The organism is Nodosilinea nodulosa PCC 7104, from assembly GCF_000309385.1.
Taxonomy (GTDB): Bacteria; Cyanobacteriota; Cyanobacteriia; order Phormidesmidales; family Phormidesmidaceae; genus Nodosilinea; species Nodosilinea nodulosa.
The window spans coordinates 99,939-117,889 of record NZ_JH976537.1 but is presented as its reverse complement, the minus strand read 5'-3'; the positions used below and the strand labels follow the sequence as shown (position 1 = coordinate 117,889).

14 protein-coding genes are annotated in these 17,951 nt (G+C 56.3%); 12 read left to right on the top strand and 2 right to left on the bottom strand.

What is annotated here, in order from left to right:
- Window positions 1–360: 360 nt before the first annotated feature.
- The gene (locus tag LEPTO7104_RS32130) at window positions 361–2,724 is read right to left on the bottom strand and encodes a PAS domain S-box protein (protein ID WP_017296573.1); all 2,364 of its coding nucleotides are present in this window, start codon (window positions 2,722–2,724) and stop codon (window positions 361–363) included.
- Window positions 2,725–3,426: 702 nt separating this feature from the next.
- Here LEPTO7104_RS32130 and LEPTO7104_RS39230 point away from each other — a divergent pair.
- From LEPTO7104_RS39230 to LEPTO7104_RS39760, 10 genes are all read left to right on the top strand, one after another.
- Window positions 3,427–4,385 (top strand): IS630 family transposase gene (locus tag LEPTO7104_RS39230; protein ID WP_225886901.1). Its coding sequence is split into 2 segments (ribosomal slippage): window positions 3,427–3,769 and window positions 3,769–4,385, totalling 960 coding nucleotides; the frame shifts between segments, so codons are not numbered across the junction.
- A 391-nt stretch (window positions 4,386–4,776) separates the two neighbouring features.
- Window positions 4,777–5,061 carry a response regulator transcription factor gene (locus LEPTO7104_RS39225; protein ID WP_225887070.1) on the top strand — a complete coding sequence of 95 codons (285 nt, stop codon included), beginning with the start codon at window positions 4,777–4,779 and terminating at the stop codon, window positions 5,059–5,061.
- Between the two features lie 536 nt (window positions 5,062–5,597).
- Entirely contained in the window at window positions 5,598–6,674 is a 1,077-nt protein-coding gene (locus LEPTO7104_RS0100460) for an AOC03_06830 family ribosome hibernation factor (RefSeq protein ID WP_017296569.1), read from the top strand.
- Between the two features lie 10 nt (window positions 6,675–6,684).
- Window positions 6,685–7,110, top strand: coding sequence for a DUF6325 family protein (locus LEPTO7104_RS0100455; protein WP_017296568.1), 426 nt, complete (start codon window positions 6,685–6,687; stop codon window positions 7,108–7,110).
- 50 nt (window positions 7,111–7,160) lie between these two features.
- On the top strand, window positions 7,161–7,490 hold the full coding sequence (locus LEPTO7104_RS0100450) for an SHOCT domain-containing protein (RefSeq protein WP_017296567.1): 330 nt from the start codon (window positions 7,161–7,163) through the stop codon (window positions 7,488–7,490).
- Between the two features lie 103 nt (window positions 7,491–7,593).
- Complete coding sequence (gene glsA / locus LEPTO7104_RS0100445; protein WP_017296566.1) at window positions 7,594–8,538, top strand: glutaminase A; 945 nt, start codon at window positions 7,594–7,596, stop codon at window positions 8,536–8,538.
- A gap of 152 nt (window positions 8,539–8,690) precedes the next feature.
- A complete protein-coding gene (locus LEPTO7104_RS0100440) occupies window positions 8,691–10,319 on the top strand; it encodes an MFS transporter (protein WP_017296565.1) in 1,629 nt (542 codons plus the stop codon).
- Between the two features lie 191 nt (window positions 10,320–10,510).
- Entirely contained in the window at window positions 10,511–10,951 is a 441-nt protein-coding gene (locus tag LEPTO7104_RS0100435) for a hypothetical protein (protein ID WP_017296564.1), read from the top strand.
- Window positions 10,952–10,974: 23 nt separating this feature from the next.
- On the top strand, window positions 10,975–12,456 hold the full coding sequence (gene nhaC / locus LEPTO7104_RS0100430) for a Na+/H+ antiporter NhaC (RefSeq protein WP_040695221.1): 1,482 nt from the start codon (window positions 10,975–10,977) through the stop codon (window positions 12,454–12,456).
- 383 nt (window positions 12,457–12,839) lie between these two features.
- Entirely contained in the window at window positions 12,840–12,998 is a 159-nt protein-coding gene (locus LEPTO7104_RS39760; protein WP_017296562.1) for a hypothetical protein, read from the top strand.
- Window positions 12,999–13,008: 10 nt separating this feature from the next.
- Here the strand turns inward: LEPTO7104_RS39760 and LEPTO7104_RS32120 are convergent, their stop codons facing one another.
- Window positions 13,009–14,022 carry a hypothetical protein gene (locus LEPTO7104_RS32120; RefSeq protein ID WP_017296561.1) on the bottom strand — a complete coding sequence of 338 codons (1,014 nt, stop codon included), beginning with the start codon at window positions 14,020–14,022 and terminating at the stop codon, window positions 13,009–13,011.
- A 151-nt stretch (window positions 14,023–14,173) separates the two neighbouring features.
- Between LEPTO7104_RS32120 and LEPTO7104_RS0100415 the strand changes: the two genes are divergently transcribed.
- Both LEPTO7104_RS0100415 and topA read left to right on the top strand, forming a co-directional pair.
- Window positions 14,174–15,373 (top strand): IS4 family transposase, encoded by a 1,200-nt coding sequence (locus tag LEPTO7104_RS0100415; RefSeq protein ID WP_026072242.1) that lies wholly within the window; start codon window positions 14,174–14,176, stop codon window positions 15,371–15,373.
- 377 nt (window positions 15,374–15,750) lie between these two features.
- Window positions 15,751–17,940 carry a type I DNA topoisomerase gene (topA, locus tag LEPTO7104_RS0100410; RefSeq protein WP_017296559.1) on the top strand — a complete coding sequence of 730 codons (2,190 nt, stop codon included), beginning with the start codon at window positions 15,751–15,753 and terminating at the stop codon, window positions 17,938–17,940.
- Window positions 17,941–17,951: the final 11 nt, after the last annotated feature.

The window sequence follows — 17,951 nt, the reverse complement described above, 5'->3', positions numbered from 1 at the left end:
TGTGACAAAGCCCAACGCACCGCTAGGTCTGGGCCTGGTGCGTCACGCCAAGCGATGACGCACCCTACGATAATTAAGGCGTTCTACTTATCTTCTTTTCCGAATTTTCTTACTTCACCAGGGCTAATCGTCATAGCTGACCCACGCTAGAGACCCAAAATCCTTGGCTTTTAGGGACTACTCTAGCTGCAATAGATCCCTAAACCTTTGCTTGCTAGCTTAAGATAAGACAATATGAAATCGATAGGAAAATTGAACGGCTTTCTACAGGGTGTCTCAGAGTTCAGGATGTCCCAGACTCTAGGCCTTAGTAGCAATAGGAGCTATATACCCATAGACACGAAAATTTTTGCTCACGTTTTATCCTTCACTGCGTCCCAGCGGTACCGTAAAGAAAAATGTGCTGCCCTGGCCCAGACAACTCTCTACCCAAATGCTGCCGCCGTGCTGCTCTACAATGTTTTTGCAGATCGACAACCCTAGGCCGGTGCCGCCCTTGTGGCGGGAGTCAGACGCATCGACCTGCTGAAACTGGTCGAAGATGGTCTCTAGCTTGTCGGCGGGAATGCCGCGACCGTGATCTTGAACGGTGAACAGCACCGAGAGATTAGAGGCTGAATCATCTAATCTCTCGGTGCTCGCGTTTACCCAAACCGTCCCACCCGGCGACGAAAACTTGACCGCATTGCTCAACAGATTGGTGAGCACCTGAATAATGCCATCGGGGGCAGCCCACAGGGTGGCGGTGAGGGGGGTGAGGGCGAGGGTAATGCCCGACTGATCGGCCAGGGGCTGAACGGCGTCGATCGCCTGGTAGAGCAGGTGGGCAACGGCACAGTCTTCTTTTTCGAGCTGCACTTTGCCCGACTCAAGGCGCTCAAAGCTGAGAATGTCATCGACCAGTCGCACCAGGCGATCGCTGTTTCTGATGGCCACCTGCAGCATATTCCTAGCTTTTTCAGGCCGGGCATCATAGATGCCAGAATTTAAGAGTACCAGAGAGCCGTTAATGGAGGTGATTGGCGTCCGCAGTTCGTGGCTGACAATTGACACAAACTCATCTTTCATGCGCTCGACTTTAAGCTGTTCACGAATGTCTTGAACATGTTCGATGCAGTAGAGAGGAGTACCATCGATATCGTGCACAAGGGAGATATTTATAAGGACAGGAATCACCGTACCCTGTTTAGAAATGTAGCGTTTCTTAATTTCTAAGTTTGACAGTTCACCCCCTAACATTTGGGCCAACCCCTGCCAGGTTTGATCTAGATCGCCAGAGTGGGTAATATCTCGGAAACATAATTCCAGCAGCTCTTTCTGACTATAGCCCAGCAGATTACAGAGGTAGCGGTTAACTTTTAGAAACTCCCCTGCGGGTGAAATGAGAGCAATGCCAATGGGGGCATCGTCAAAGGCGCTGCGAAAAAGCTCCTCGTTATTGCGAAGGGCTACTTCAGCCTGCTTAAGGCTGGTAATATCAACCACAACCCCATCCCAGACTGTGCTGCCATCCTCCAGGCGACGGGGCACAGACACCACAGACAGCCACCGCAGTTCTCCTGCAACGTTCCGCGCCCGCATCTGCATCTCAAACAGCGACAGGGTTTCGATAGATTGCTGAGTTAATTGTTCGCGCATCAATCGATCTTCTTCAATTAAGGAATCCTGTAGCAGATTTGGATTTTGAAGCATCGCCTCTGGGGTAAGGCCAGTAATGCGCTCGATTCCCGCACTGATGTAGCTGTAGTAAAAGCCGCGATCGGGGTTGTGTACCAGCTGATAGATAAAGCCCCGGGGAAGATTATCGCCAATGGCTCGCAGTTTAGCCTCTTGGTCACGCAATGTGGTTTCAACCTGTTTGCGATGGGTAATATCATCGGCCAGCCCCACCACTCGCAACGGATTGCCGTTTTCGTCCTTGACGATTAACGATTCTGACTCAATCCAGCGAACCTCACCATTGGCGGCAAAGATGCGATATTCTAGCCGCTTCTTCTGCCCGGTCAGCAGCTGGTTAAACGCCTCCGAAACATAGTCCAAATCGTCAGGATAGATTCGATTTAGCCAGGATTTACTATCTTGATAGAGGCTTTCGCAGGAGTAACCCCACAGTCTTTCGTAGGCCGGACTGATGTAGAGATACTCTCCACTGGGTAACGAGATGACGTAGGGCACCTGGTTGAGGGTTTGAGCAATTTCCTGAAATCGAGTTTCACTTGCCTGCAGGGCTAATTCAGCCCGTTTGCGATCGGTGATGTCCAGCGCTGTGCCAAATAGCTTGGTAATGTGCTGAGCATCATCAGTTTTTGCTTGCCCCCTGCTCAACAGGTAGCGTGTGGTGCCATCGGGGCGACCGATGCGATGTTCAACTTCGTAGGGAGAGCCATCTGCGATCGCCTGATTAATCGCAGCCGATAGTTTTTCCCGATCGCCTTCAGGGATAGCGGCCATAATCTGATCGTAGGGCAGTTGGGATTGGGCCGAATCCAGCCCAAAAATTCGGAACAGTTCGTCCGACCAGGTAACGTTTTGCGTCACCAGGTCTAGTTCCCAACTGCCAAGCCGGGCAATTTGCTGAGTCTGGCGCAGGTTGGCTTCACTCTGACGCAGCGCGTCTTCAGTCTGCTGGTGGATCTGCCTGAGGCGGGCGAAGCGTTGGTCAATCAGGGCAGTGGCTACCCCAGCTAGCGCGATCGCACTGCCCAGCGGCACAAGCAGCAGCATAGCTGTCGCCAGGGAACCCGGTGGATCTCCTAAGGATTGAGCGCAAGCAATCACACCGAGAGCCAGAGGCACCACCGGTAAAAGTACTACCCCGCCCAGAGGCAGATTCACTAATGTGCTTCTGAAAGACCCCAGCGGACTAGATGCCATGAATATGACTTAGGTGAAAAAATACCTTTCATCAACCCCTGAACAATTACGGCGATTACACGGTGAAATCGTTTCCGGTAAGACACATGGGCATGTATGTGAACCGGAAAATACAAGCAACGCTGCCGCCAGTAATTGCAGAATGGGTGAGCGATCGCAGCAGCTAATCTTGCTTCAAAAGAATTCGGTACGATATCAAGAAACCGGGATTCTCTTGAAATTAACACCAAGACTGGCGCATTTCCAGAAGAACTCCAGTTTTTGTACCAGCGTTGTGTACAGCCGATCAAAGTAACCTTAGCTGGCGGTCGGAATGGTCTGCACAGTTTTTGGGCGATTGGACATGGGCTGCTTTCTCCTGGCGTCTTGAACGATTTTAGCCTGACAAGGTATGAAGAGAATATGATCGCAAGACACCCTGCAACTGTTGATTGAACTGGACTAGAATCTGCCCGGTCTAAATTTATAGCGGTTCCTGAATGGGCGAGGTACGATCAAAGTAGAGGAAATACTGCGCACGCTACAGTCTTAGTTTTCCTTCAGGAGAGTGTGATGAAAGCCTACTCACTTGACTTCCGGGAAAAGATCATTGACGTTTACTTTACAGAGCACGTGTCTGTTCGCAAACTAGCCAAGCGATTTGGCGTGTCGAAGAGTTTTGTAGAAACTCTTCTCAAGCGTCTCCGAGAAACGGGTGATATTTTGCCTAAGCCCCATGGGGGTGGCCCACAACCCAAACTCAATGCGGAACAACTGAAGCTTGTGAAGGCGTTAGTCGATGCGGACAACGATGCGACCCTAGACGAACTGCGGGACCGTCTAGCCGCTGAAACCTCGATTTTGATGAGTCGGTCGTCGATGGGACGGATTGTGCAGAAGCTTGAGCTGACTCGTAAAAAAAAACGCTGTACGCGACCGAGGCTGCGAGCGCACGGGTGCGACAAGCCCGAGTCGAGTATTGGCAAGAGATCCGAGACATCGCCGCAGAAAACTTAGTGTTTATGGATGAGGCTGGGGTTAACTTAGCGATGATTCGATTATATGCTCGTGCCCTTAAGGGTCAGCGTGCAGTTGGAGAGCGTCCGGCTAAGCGGGGGCAAAATGTGTCGCTGGTCAACGCGTTAAGTCTGCGAAGTCCCCTTGCCCCGCTAACGATTCTCGGCTCGATGGATAGCATGACCTTTGAGGCTTATATCGTCCGTCGAGTGGCACCCAACCTTTGGCCTGGGGCAGTGCTTGTCGTCGATAATAGTCCGACACATAAAGCGACGGAGGAGGTGATTACGGCGCTTGAGGCAGTGGGTGCGCGACTCATGTTTCTGCCACCTTATTCGCCGGACTTCTCGCCCATTGAACCGTTTTGGTCAAAGGTCAAGACCATCTTGGATTCGGTTGGCGCACGGACTTATCAAGCCTTAAAAGAAGCGATTGAATCTGCTTATTCTCAAGTCACTTCAAAAGATATTCGCAGCTGGTTCACAAATGACTGTTACTGTACCTCATCCGAATGAGAACCGCTATATACCAACTTTGGTTCAGTTCTATTGATTCAGACCTTATCGAAGGATTGATAAGTTCCGCTGTTACTGGCGATGCGTTGTCTCTCTGTCCTATAAAACTACTAACCGTCATAGCCTGCATCTACAGCAACCCGACTAATGATCTTTTGCCATTACCGGGGAGGGGGATTGTAGCATTGGGTCTGCCAGAGTGTTTTGAAAGCAAGACAAGCCCCTTTAGGTAGACTTATAAAATGCCTCTCTCACGAGAATACTTCTGCTAGAGGACAATCGCCTTACCAGTGAGTTTTTGACCGATACCTTAGTCAGCCATCGCTACGCTGTCGATGCGATCGCCGATGGGGCCACCGGCCTAGACTTGGCGAGTCGCTGACCCTACGATCTGCTGATTATCGACCGTGGGTTGCCCTCCCTGGATGGTCTAGAGGTGTGCCGCCGTCTACGTGCCCAGGGCAGCCGCACCCCCATGCTTATGCTCACGATCAAGGACAGCCCGAACGACATTGTGGCCGGGCTTGACGCCGGGGCCAACGACTATGTGGTCAAGGGCTGCGATGTGTCGCAGCTGCTGGCGCGGGTACGGGCGCTGCTGCGACGGGGGAATGCCGCCCCGGGTGTCTCGCCTGCTCATAAAAAATATTTCGATATTCCTATGATTTTCCTATAGAGTTCATCTACTTTTATTGCAAGTCATCTCACTTTCCCTATGTTTGGAATGACCTGACACCTCAAACATAGGGCGTTCCTTCTTTGGGAATAAAAAAGGTGCAGTAGTGCTCAGAAAGCCAGTTTTGTTAATTGAATAATATAAAGCTGACATTCAGGATAGTGTGGACTACTATCTCATGCATCACCTTTTAGCGTCAGGTTTGTCCTCAGTTTGATACCCAATCCGGCCACAAAATCCCTACTTTAAACCAATACCACGCAGGGTTATTTCCGTGCAATGACTCCTGCAAGTCGGGGATATTCAGGTAGGACTTGTATGAATGGCACGTTACGGTATCTTCCCATGAGAGTGAACTGAAATACCGCACCTCAAAGTTTCATTTTGAATTGAAGAAGGATATTAACAGGAGAACATTATATCTTTGAGTTTTGGGTTTTGAATTAACCACAGAACTCAGCATTCAAACCTAGTTTAATCCTAACCATAGGGTGGGCATTTCCCACCCTACCGCTCAACCCCACAGGATCACCTCCATGATTACCCGCCACGACCTGAAGGAACTGCAAGCCCTCACCAAGGTTCCTGCCCTGTCGATTTTGCTGCCCACCCACCGCACCTCCCCTGACAACAAGCAAGACCCGATTCTGGTGAAAAACCTGGTGGCCAACGCCAAGGAGCGTCTGTCAAAGGAATTTTCTGCCCGCGATCTAGAGCCGCTGCTGAAAAACCTGGACGACCTGGTGGCAGACATTGACTACACCTACGCCCTCGACGGCCTGGCGCTGTTTGTCGCCCACGACTTTGCCAAAAAATTCTACCTGCCTTTCACCGTGCCCCAGCGGGTGATCATTGACCAGAGCTTTGCCACCCGCGACCTGGTCTACGGGCTGCACCGCGCCCAGCGCTACTGGGTGTTTTTGCTCAGCCAAAATGCCAGTCGCCTGCTGGCCGGTACCGGCGACACCCTGGAAGAGGTCAACAACACCGACTTTCCCCTACAGATGGAGGGGCCTGGTGCTACCACCGCCCTACCCTACAGCGCCGACTCTGCCTATGTAGACGATCGCCACCGCCGCTTCTTTCAGCAGGTCGATCGCGCCTTTACCGCCTACGCCGACGACGACACCCTGCCGATCGTTGTCGGCGGCGTGGTTCGCCAGATCTCCTTCTTCCAGGAGGTGTCGCAGTACAAATCGCAGATTGTCGGCACCCTCTCCAGCAACTTTGACAAAGCCACGGTGTCAGAACTGGTGCCCGAGGTGTGGCCCTTCATTCAGGCGGTGCGATCGCAGCAGCGCGCCGATGCCCTGACCGCCCTCGACACTGCCATGGGCGAGAAAAAAGTCTCCACCGCCCTGCAAGAAATCTGGCAGTTGGCCAACGAAGGACGCGGCAAACTGCTGCTGGTAGAGAGCAACTACCACGTCCCCGGCGTGGTAGACGAGCGGGGCGGTCTCCAGATTGTCGAAGCCAAAGGCGGCAGCGAGGTGATGGACGACGCCATTGACGAAATCATCGAAGCCGTCCTGGCTAAGGGCGGCGACGTGATGCTGATGGAGGACGGCTCCCTGGCCGACCACCACGGCATCGCCCTCACCCTGCGCTACTAGGAGATCCCCCATGCCCCTCGGCCCGATCGAAATTCTCTGCATCAAATTCCCCACAGCGGCGATTTCTGAGGATATTGCCACCGCCCTCAAGGCGCTGATTGACAGCCGCATGATTCGCATCGTCGATATTGTGTTTGTCCAAAAACACGACAGCGGCGAGGTCACCCTGGTCGAAATCGACGAAATGGATACTATCGACCACAGCTTCTTAGACCCCCTGGTGGCCGACATTGCGGGGCTGATTTCCGAGCAAGATGTGACCGACATCGCTGAGGGCCTAGACAGCGACTCCTTCGCCGCCATCCTGCTGTTTGAAAACACCTGGGCTACTGCCTTCGGCAATGCGGTACGCAATGCTGGGGGGCAGCTGGTGCTGAGCGATCGCATCCCCAGCCGCATCGTCGATGAAGCCCTCGCCGCCCAGGCCGAGTCTTGAATTTTGAACTTTGAATTTTGAACTCAACCCACAACTCACTCCTCAAACCCATGCGTAGAAACCGCCGCAACCAACCCAGCCTGCTCCGCACCGCCGCCCGCGCCTCGGTCGTCAGCAGCGCCATGACCGCCTCCAGCCAGGCCACCAGCAACGTCATGCACAACAAAGCAGCGCGCCGATCTGCGACCGACCCCCAGCCCCAGCAGATCGAGATGGGGCCCCCGCCCGCCGCTGTAGAGTCACAGCCCGCCTCGCCCCCGACGGATTTGGTCGCTCAACTAGCCCAGCTAGCCCAGCTCAAAGAGGCCGGTGCCCTGACCGACGACGAGTTTCAGATTGCCAAAGCCAAGCTACTGGGTACGAACGATGCGGCTGAATAGATGGCGACTGTCTCAACGCAATCAGGCTAAACGCGATCGGGAGGCTGCCGCGAGTGCTTCTGCACGAGCCAATGGCGAAACCCCGCCCATCTCTACGGGCCATTTGCCCGATCCCGATCGCATCAAGGCCCTAGTCCATGACGCCTACGATCGCTTCAAAACCATCGATGACGGCGCAGTCGCCAACTACATCCCTGCCCTGGCAGCGGTACCTCGGGATCTGTTTGGCCTTTGCGTCGTGGGCGTTAACGGCGCGATCCACGGCATGGGCGACATCAACTACGAATTCTCGATTCAGAGCGTGTCGAAGCCCTTTGTGTTTGCCCTGATCTGCCAGGCCATTGGCGAAGATGTGGCCCAGGAAAAGCTGGGGGTAAACAGCACCGGCCTGCCCTTCAACTCGGTGATTGCCCTGGAGCGCATCGACGAAGGCACCAATAACCCAATGGTGAATGCGGGGGCGATCGCCACCACCAGCCTGGCCCCCGGCGACACCGCCGAGGCCAAGTGGCAGTTCATCCAGGCCCAGCTGTCGCGGTTTGCAGGGCGAGATCTTTCCCTCAATCAGGCGGTCTACGAGTCAGAAGCGGCCACCAACCAGCGCAACACCGGCATCGCCAAGCTGCTGCAAGCCTACGATCGCATCTTTTTTGACCCGGTCGAGGCCACCGATATCTACACCAAGCAGTGCTCCCTCAACGTTACAGCTCGGGATCTGGCGGTGATGGCGGCGACTTTGGCTAACGGCGGCGTGAATCCCGTCACCCAGGACGCCATCATCGACCCCATTCACTGCCAGCACGTCCTCGCCGTTATGGTCACCGCCGGGCTGTACGAAAACTCTGGCGATTGGCTCTACGAGACCGGACTACCCGGCAAGAGCGGCGTCAGCGGTGGTTTGGTCACCGTTTCTCCCGGCAAGGGCGGCCTGGCCACCTTTGCCCCGCCGCTCGATGAGGCGGGCAACAGCGTCAAGGGACAGCTGGTGACGCAGTTTCTCTCGGAACAGCTGGGCCTAAATTTGTTCGCCTCCCGTCCGAACACGTGACTCCTCCCCTCCTGGGAGGGGTGCCCAACGGGCGGGGTGGGTCAAGGGTCTGGACCGAACCCACCCCTACCCCTCCCAAACAAACCCACCCCTACCCCTCCCAGGAGGGGATTTTCGGAATCCACCCATCCACCCTCTACCCATCCACCCCTATGACTGCCCAATCTCCCCCCACCCCCAACATCGATGCCGAACTCCAGGACTCCTGGCTGCCCATGGTCGTGATTGGCATGGGCCAGGTGCAGATGTCGCTCAACATCAACGCCCTGCCCGTCTCCATCGGCAACATTGTCAACGAATTCAACACCGCGCCCACTACGGTCGGCACGGCGATCGTCGCCTACTCCCTCTCGGTGGCGGGGTTTGTCATGCTGGGGGGCAAGCTGGGCCAAAAGTTTGGCTCCCTGCTGGTCTTCCAGATCGCCACAGTGCTGCTGCTGCTGGCCATGGTGATAATGACCTTTAGCACCAGCGCTGAGATCATGATTGTGGCCCAGCTGATTGCGGGGCTGGCGGCGGCGGCGATCGTACCCACCCTGGTGGTGCTGATCGCTAACAACTACCGGGGCAAGCAGCAGTCTAAAGCCTTGGGCATTCTTGGGGCGGTGCAGGCGATTACCACCGTTACCGCCTTCTTTTTGGCCGGGGCTCTTGGCACCTGGATCGGCTGGCGCTGGGCCTTTGGCATCATCATTCCCTTTGCAGCGGTGGTGCTGCTGCTCAGCTTTCGGCTGAAGCGGGTGCCCAAAATTCCTGGCGTCAAGATTGACTGGGTGGGCGTGGTGCTGGCCGCCCTGTCGATCATCTTTATCAGCGTCGGCTTTAACAACCTGAATGGCTGGGGCTTAGTTTTGGCCAGGGCTGCGGCTCCCCTGGCCCCGTTGGGCATCTCCCCCGCGCCGATTCTCATCGTGCTCGGCGTGATCGGGGTACAGCTGTTTGTGGCCTGGGCGCAGCGACGGGTGGCGGCTCATCAGACACCGCTGCTGGCGCTGGAGGTGATTGACTCGCGCCAGGAGCAGGCGGCGGCGATTTCCATGATGTCCATCGTCATCCTGGGCAATGCGATGACTTTTCTGGTGCCCCTTTACATTCAAATGGTGCAGGGCCGCACCAGCCTCGACACCTCGGTAGCGATGATTCCCTACCAGCTAGCGGTGTTTGCGGCGGCGATCTCCATTGTGCGCGTGTTCGATCGCCTCTCTCCCCGCCAGATCGCCCGCAAGGCGTTCATATTGGTGGCGGTGGGCATGGTGGTGCTCGCCATTGTAATGAACAACGAGTGGGGTACCCTGCCCGTCATCCTGGGTCTGATTTTGGTGGGTCTGGGTCAGGGCTCCCTGGTGACGCTGCTGTTTAACGTGCTGGTTACATCGTCGCCCAAGGAACTGGCCGCCGATGTGGGAGCGCTGCGGGGCACCATCAACAACCTGGCGGCGGGGGTGGGTACCGCCCTGGCCGGGGCGCTGGTGGTGGGCATTCTCAGCCTCAATATCCAGCGCGGCGTGATGGATAATCCCAACCTTCCGCCAGAGCTGATCCAGCAGGTGAACCTGGATGAGGTCACCTTTGTCAGCAACGATCGCCTCGAAACCACCCTGGCCACCACCACCGCTACCCCCGCGCAGGTAGATGAGGCGATCGCCATCAACGCCGCCGCTCGACTGCGCGCCCTGAAGCTCACGTTTCTGTTTTTGGCGGCCCTGGCGCTGCTGGTGATCGTACCGTCGCGGCGGCTGCCTGGCTACGTGCCGGGCGAGGTGCCTACCCCCGAACGCTAAAAGGATGTTTGAAAAGTCCTCTCTCTTGTAGCAGAAATGACGATCCCCCTAAATCCCCCTTAAAAAGGGGGACTTTTACCCCCCTTTTTAAGGGGGGCAGGGGGGATCAGCAGGTGACTAAAGCTACAACGACTCACTTTTCAAACGCCCTCTAAGACTTGTTCAAAAACGATTACACAGGATGTTCAACCATGCACCATAAACGCCGCTTAATTCTGATTGGCCTGCTGGCCTTTGGAGCCTTGATCTGGCCCAGTGATCGAGCCACGGCCCAGGTGCGATCTATCTTTCGCCCCAGGGTGCCGGACACCTCCACCGTTCGCACGGTAGGCCAGGTCGATCCGGCAGAACCCATCGAGATCGAGATCAACAACGTGCTAAGCGGGCCTCTAGGAATAGGCTTTGCGGGCGGGGCCAATGTGGAGGTGGCTCCCGGCGAGTCGGCCAAGCTAGTGTTTACCACGGTGCCCGTCAACCTGTTTGTCTATCCGCTGGGACAGGAGGCAAGCGTGCGATCGCAGATTGACATCGAGGGCAACACCATCACCGCCGACATTGTGCCCCTCACCAGCGTTGCCCCTGGGGATATTTCCCTCAATATCGATGGGGCGGGCTTGGTTTATATCTATTGACCCCTCACCAACCGGAGACTGCCATGACTCAGCCTGACTCAGGGCCGCGATCGCCGCGCCCGCCTTCGTTTTTCGATGCGATCTTCCCCCTGCTTATGCTAATTGCGCTGATCGGCGGTGCCGTCACGCTGTTCGGGCTAGATGCGGTCAGTGGCCCCGTGCAGGTGGCGCTGATTCTCAGCGCCATGGTGGCCGCTATTGTCGCCCTCAAAAACGGCCACCCCTGGTCGGCGATTAGCGCCGCCGGGGGGCAGGCGGTGGCCTCGGTGACCAGCGCCATCTTTATTCTGCTGGCGGTGGGGGCGCTGATCGGCACCTGGAACATGGCGGGCACGATTCCCACCCTGGTGTACTACGGCATTCAGATTTTGCAGCCGGGCTGGTTTTACGTGGCCTCGGCGCTGATCTGCGGGCTGGTGTCGATGGCGATCGGCAGCTCCTGGACAACGGCGGGCACCATTGGTGTGGGGCTGGTGGGGATTGCGATCGCCCTGGGGGTCTCCCCCGCCGTCACCGCCGGGGCCGTGATCTCCGGGGCCTACTTTGGCGACAAAACCTCCCCCCTCTCAGAGACCACGGTGCTCAGCGCCCAAATGGTCGGCACCGACCTGTATGCCCATATCAAGGCCCAGCTCTGGACCTCCGGGCCAGCCTTCATCATTGCGCTGATTGTGTTCACCATCATCGGCAGCCAGACCGAAGTCACCGCCGGAGTCGAAACGGCCACCGATCTAACCCAGCTCGGCGAGCTGTTCTGGATCACCCCCCTGACCCTGATTCCGATGTTCCTCTTGGGATTTATGTCCTACCGCAAGGTGCCGCCCTCCCTGGCAATCATGACGGCGGCGCTGGTGGGGGGGCTAACGGCGGTGGTGCTGCAACCCGAGGCGGTGCTGCGGTTTGTGAATGAACCGGGCACCGCCACGCCGATCGTCTTCCTTAAGGGCATCTGGCTGGCCATGGCCAACGGCTTTAGCGAAAATTCTGGCGTTGCCGACGTCGATCAGCTGCTCTCGCGCGGCGGCATGGACAGCATGCTCTACACGCTGTGGATCATTATTGGGGCGGTCACCTTTGGCACCCTCATGGAGGAGTTTGGCATGCTGACCATGCTGATCAACCCGGTGCTGCTGCGGGCGCGCACCCAGGGAAAACTATTTGCCACAGCGGTAGCCACGGCGATCGGCCTGAATATTTTTGCAGGCGATCAGTACATCGCCCTGGTGCTGCCCGCCCGTATGTTTCGCCTGGAGTTTCAAAAGCGCGGCTTGCAGCCCCAAAACCTGTCGCGCCTGGCGGCTGATGCGGGCACCGTCACCTCGGCCCTGATCCCGTGGAACTCCTGCGGTGCCTTCATGGCAGTCACCCTGGGGGTGTCTACGTTTCTGTACTTTCCCTTTGCGGTATTTAACATCGCCAGCCCCATTCTGTCACTGCTCTACGGCATCACCGGCTTCAAGATCGCGAAGATTCCCGCTGGGGTCAACCTGGTAGAAGAGGGTTAAGTCTGCGCAAATCCCATAAACGTAGTTGACAAGCCTTAACCTCACCCCAGGGAAAGGAGCCGTCGTTGAAGTAGGAGATCCAGGCTATGGCCAGACCGGCTGTGGCCATATTGATCACGGATATGGTGTTCAGGCGCAGACCCGAGGTAGCGGTGGAGGATTGTTTGCGAAGACCGGTAGCGAGAATATCAGCCAATTCAGGCTATCCAACCTACAAAGAACACAACTATAGCGATGGCCACTGCGCCTAGGACAGGGTCACTACCACTGGCGAAAACTGGGGCGGCGCACTGGCGTATAGCCATCGCTCCCGAGTGCTATGTAGACTGGCCTAACTGATTTGGCGATGGCTATACCGAATTGAAAGCTCATTCGAGGGGAGCTTGCAGATTTCTGCTCAGCAGCCAGGCACGTTGCTGCTGGCCGAAGCGGGCACTATCCAAACCTGCCACTTGGGCCAAACTGACGTTGATCAGTTCGATCGCTGCATTCAGCAGCTCTCCCTGCAATCCTGCTCATCTCGGTTTCTGGAGCTGGTTTGATGGGGTAGCTTCACAGCCGCTGAGCAATGGCCCGCCACTGCTGCCGATCGTTTAAAGACGGACTGGACGCCAATACAGTGCCCTGTAAATCGTATCGAGCAATTTCCCGATCATCTGCCTTGGCAATTACAGCCAGGGTTTGAGCCGTGCCATCTCGGGTCAGGGTGTACAGATTGCCATCGACAATATCGAGGTTAAAACTGGGTTGAGTAGTACGGTTACGCGCTTGGGCGATCTCGAAAGCACGGTTGACCATGGGATAAATAGCCATGGCCCATTGGCGATCGGCTATTTCTCTGACTCCAGCCTCCACCGTGGCCTGTTCTAACACGGCGGCCAGATCAAATTCCGGTGCCCAGCGGTGCATATACTCATAGTCCAGGCTCTCTTGCTGAGCCTTCAAGACACCCAGCACATCCCGCCACTGCTTTTCAGATTGACTCTGCTGCCCCCAACGCAGCTTGTTGACCACTAAATCTTCAGGAGACGCCAGATAAATGGAAGTCTCATTCGTGAGCCTATAGGCCTGCCGCCGTGCCAGCTTCTGTTGCTCGTAAACTGTGTCATCGGCAATGATCAAATCAGCCCGAGAAATGGTGTCAACCTGGGTGACTTGCAGCGTCCGCATTCGCCCACTTACCACATCGTCTACCCCAGGAACGTAAAATCCGGCTTGTTCCAGGGCACTGGCCAAAGCCGGAACCACGGCTCTGGAGACAAACAACACGACATCTAGGTCTTGAGTCGTGCGTGACTCGCCGTACGCGATCGCCGCTACCCCACCCGTGACGTAGTACGGAATATCCTCAGCAACAAAAATCTGATGGAGTTCCACCGCGAGCTGAATCGAATCTTGAATCCAGGACACCTCTGAACCTCCCGGCACATAATCAGGGGGACAATGCTCCTGGAGCCAGGCCTCGGCGATCTTGCGAGCAAATTGCCGAGGCGTGAGCTGGGCAAAGCGCTGATGAAAGCAATTGAGGGCAAACTGACGCGCACTGCGGGTGAGCTGGGCTCCCATTTGTAACCGTTCAGCAACGGTTTTTTGGCGCAGCAGATAAAAGCACAGCCTTAACGGGTGACAAGGGCCATCAACATCATACGGTATAAGGGTTTGAGACAATGGAGGGGCAAAAAAATAGGGAACCCCAATGCGGCTCCCCCTAATCAATATGTTTCCTGCATTCTACCAAACCACCCTTCGCACCCACCTGAGTGAAGCCCAGTACTTGACCTTGCAGCTGTTGTTGCTATTGCTACAGGCCCACCGACAGGTCAAACTCTCGGTGTTAGCCAGCGTCTTTCCTCAGCCGATTCAGTATCAAAGTCGAAAACGCAACTTACAGCGATTTTTAGCGCTGCCAAAACTTACCCTCAAGGTGCTGTGGTTTCCACTGCTCAAGTATTGGATTCGGCAAGTGCAAACGGGACGGGGGTTGAACCGCGACCAACGCCGCCGTCTAAGAACGCTCAAACATCATCAATATGGCTATTGGATTCTGGCTATCGACCGCACGGAATGGAGAGGACGGAATATCTTTATGGTCAGCGTGGTATGGGGGACTCACGCCTTACCCGTCTATTGGGAGTTGTTAGGGCAGACGGGCAGTAGTGACCTAACAACGCAACAGCGACTCCTCAAAACGGCCCTATCCTTGTTCAAGTCTTATCCGGTGCTCGTGCTGGGTGACCGGGAGTTCCATAGCCCTAAACTGGCGGCCTGGTTGGATAAGCGAGGGGTGTTCTTTGCGCTCCGGCAGAAAAAAGCGCTTCATTTCCAAACCGATTCTGAAGGCGACTACCGTGTGCTCAGAGACCTGGGCTTCCAGCCAGGACAGTCTCGGTTTTATCAGGGCATTTTGTGCAATAAAGGCGATGGCCTTGGCCCCTTTAACTTAGCCGTCTATTGGAAGCGAAAGTACCGCCAAAAGGGGCCTAAAGAGCCCTGGTATATCTTGTCTAATTTGCCTACCTTGGCACGAACCTTAGCGGTCTATCGGTGTCGCTGGGGCATTGAACAGTTCTTCAAAGATTGCAAGACGGGCGGCTATCACCTGGAAAATGCCAAGGTGAATGACTCTCGGTTTTTAGCCTTAGTGTTGCTGATCGCCTTGGCCTACAGTTGGGCCACGATGTATGGGCAGCAGATGAAACACCTCGGGGTAGAGCAGTATGCTGGGCGTATCCAAGAGCACCACGACAAGACGCCTCGCCAGAGTGATTTTAGTCTCGGCCTCTATGGCCATCGCTGGATCTATGCCATGGAATTATGGGCCGACTGGGCGCGCCACCTGATAGCACTCAAACCCCACAAACACCGCTATTTTCAGCGAGGTTTCTATGCTCTATCCCTGATGCAGCAAGCGCTTTAGGTATGTTGTCACCCGTTAAGAAGCACAGCAGATCGGTCTCGACCCCAGTATCGTCGGCCTGAGGTCGATAGCCCGGTGGTGCAGAGAGGGATGGAATCTGAGTCGCCATTGAGGACGCTGTGGGTTCGATTTGATTCTACTGCAACCACCCGCCAAAGGCGCTCTACAGCTCCTGTCCAGAGGATTGAGCGGAGGCTGTATCCACAATCCGCCGCATCTCTCCGGATGCTACCAAGTCACGCTCTTGGATGTGCCGTAGATCAAACTCCAGCGCATAAAGCAGGTCATTGAGATAGAAGCCTTACGCTGAGAATTCTAAGTTCACGTGTACTATTAAACTAATGCACCTATACTCCCGATAAACCCTCGAGGCAACCATGCCCAATTTGCTGCTGATTGAAAGCCCCGGCAAGGTAAAGAAACTGGGGCAAATCCTGGGGTCAGGCTGGGTGATCAAGGCCAGCATGGGCCATGTGCGCGAACTCGCCAACGATGGCGACGATGCCCTGGGCTTTGACCTGGGGGCAGGGTCCATTGACTGTCGCTATCAGCCCCGCGATGCCCGCTCTAAAAAGGTGCTGGCCGAACTGCGCCAAGCGGTCAAAGCTGCCGATCGCGTCTATATCGCCACTGACCCCGATCGCGAAGGGGAAACCATCGGCTGGCACCTCCAGCAGGCGCTGAATCTGCGCAATCCTCAGCGGGTGGTCTACAGCGAGATTACCCCACAGGCGGTGAGGGCGGCGATCGCACGTCCCCGCACCCTCAACCAAGACCTCGTCGCCGCCGGACGAGCCCGCGACTGCCTCGATAAACTGGTGGGCTACACCGGCAGTCGCCATGTGGTCTGGCCTCTGAACAATGGCGCAAAATCCATGGGCCGCGTCCAGAGCGCGACGCTGCACTTGCTCTGTGTCAGGGAACGCGAGATTCAAGCTTTTGTGCCCCAGGACTATTGGAGCGTGTGGGTCACCTACCGGGAGGGGTTCAAAGCCTTTTACCGCAGTAGCCCCGAGCCGCAGCGGAAGGCTTCAGCCAAAGACGGGGAAGACACAGGGGCAGACAAAGAATCGGAGCGGGTGACATCTCAGGAGCGGGCGGATCAGCTGGTGGCGATCGCCCAAACCCATCCCCACCATGTGCTTCAAATCGAAGGCAAGCAAACCACCCAATCGCCCCCGGCTCCGTTCATTACCTCAACCTTGCAGCAGGCCGCTGGCTCCAAACTGCACTTCAGCCCTGAGCACACCATGAGAGTGGCCCAGGCGCTCTACGAAAAGGGCCACATCACCTACATGCGCACCGATTCGGTGATTCTCTCAGCGCCCTTTTGTGAGTCAGTGCGCCAGTACCTCGAGCATCACGACCCTACCAACGTGCCCCGCAAAACCACCCAGCATCGGGCCATCAAAGGATCTCAAGAGGCCCACGAAGCGATTCGCCCCACGGATGTGACTCATCTGCCCCAGCAGCTTCAAGGAGAACTCTCCTCCGATCAGGCCCGACTCTATGAGCTGATCTGGAACCGGGCGGTGGCCTCGCAATGTGCCCCAGCCCGCATGCGCAAAACGCGCATCGTCACACAATCCGGCAACGCCTACTGGGAAGCTCGCGGTCAGGTGCTGGAATTTGCCGGGTACACCCGCTACTGGAATAACCTCAGCGGCGATTCGGTGTTGCCTGCTCTCACCCAGGGGCAAGGACTCCAGCTCGACCAGGCCCAGGCGGATGCCAAGCAAACTCAGCCGCCACCCCGCTACAGCGAACCCAAGCTGGTGAAGCTGATGGAGCAAAAAGGCATTGGCCGACCCAGTACCTATGCGCCGACCATCAAAACCTTGCGGCAGCGAGAATACGTGGGCCTGCTCCAGGGCAAGCTGCAGCCAACGGCGTTGGGACTGGAGCTTGATGGAGCGTTGGAGAAGCTCTTGCCGGATTTGATTCAGCCTGAGTTCACCGCCCAGATGGAGACGGCGCTGGATGCGATCGCCACAGGAGAACAAGAGTGGCAGACCTACCTGATTGGCTGGAATCGGGGGTATTTTGCCCCTGCGATCGCCCAGGCCAAATCCCAGCTTCTCTCCCTGCCGACCTTTGCCGAGCATCCCCCGTCATCGGGCGGGATGCCTGCTGAGCGATCGACCCCCACTAAAGCAAAGCTCACCAACGGACAACCGACCAAGACGAAGTGTCCCACCTGCGGGGAGGCACTGACTAAAGTTCCCTCTCGCTCCAAGAAGATGAAAGCCAAGCACTTCCTCAAATGCTCCGGTGCAGGCTGCGGTACGGTGATGTTCTGGGATGCCAGGGCCAAGCGCTACGACCTGCCCCAGGCCCAGCGCCAGGCTACCAATTCAGAGCTGTTTACCGACCATCCCTGCCCCGTCTGCGGTGCCCTGCTGGAGCGCCATGCCTACACCAAAGACGGGCAAGACAAAGTCATGCTGCGCTGTTCCCTGCTTGAGAATCGGCGCGGCAAGTGCAAAGAGGTGGCCTTTTTTCAGAGCCGTGGGGAGTTTTGGTCGCCCAAGTTCGGCACACTGAAACTACCAGAACCTCAGGTTTAAGAGTTGGCCAA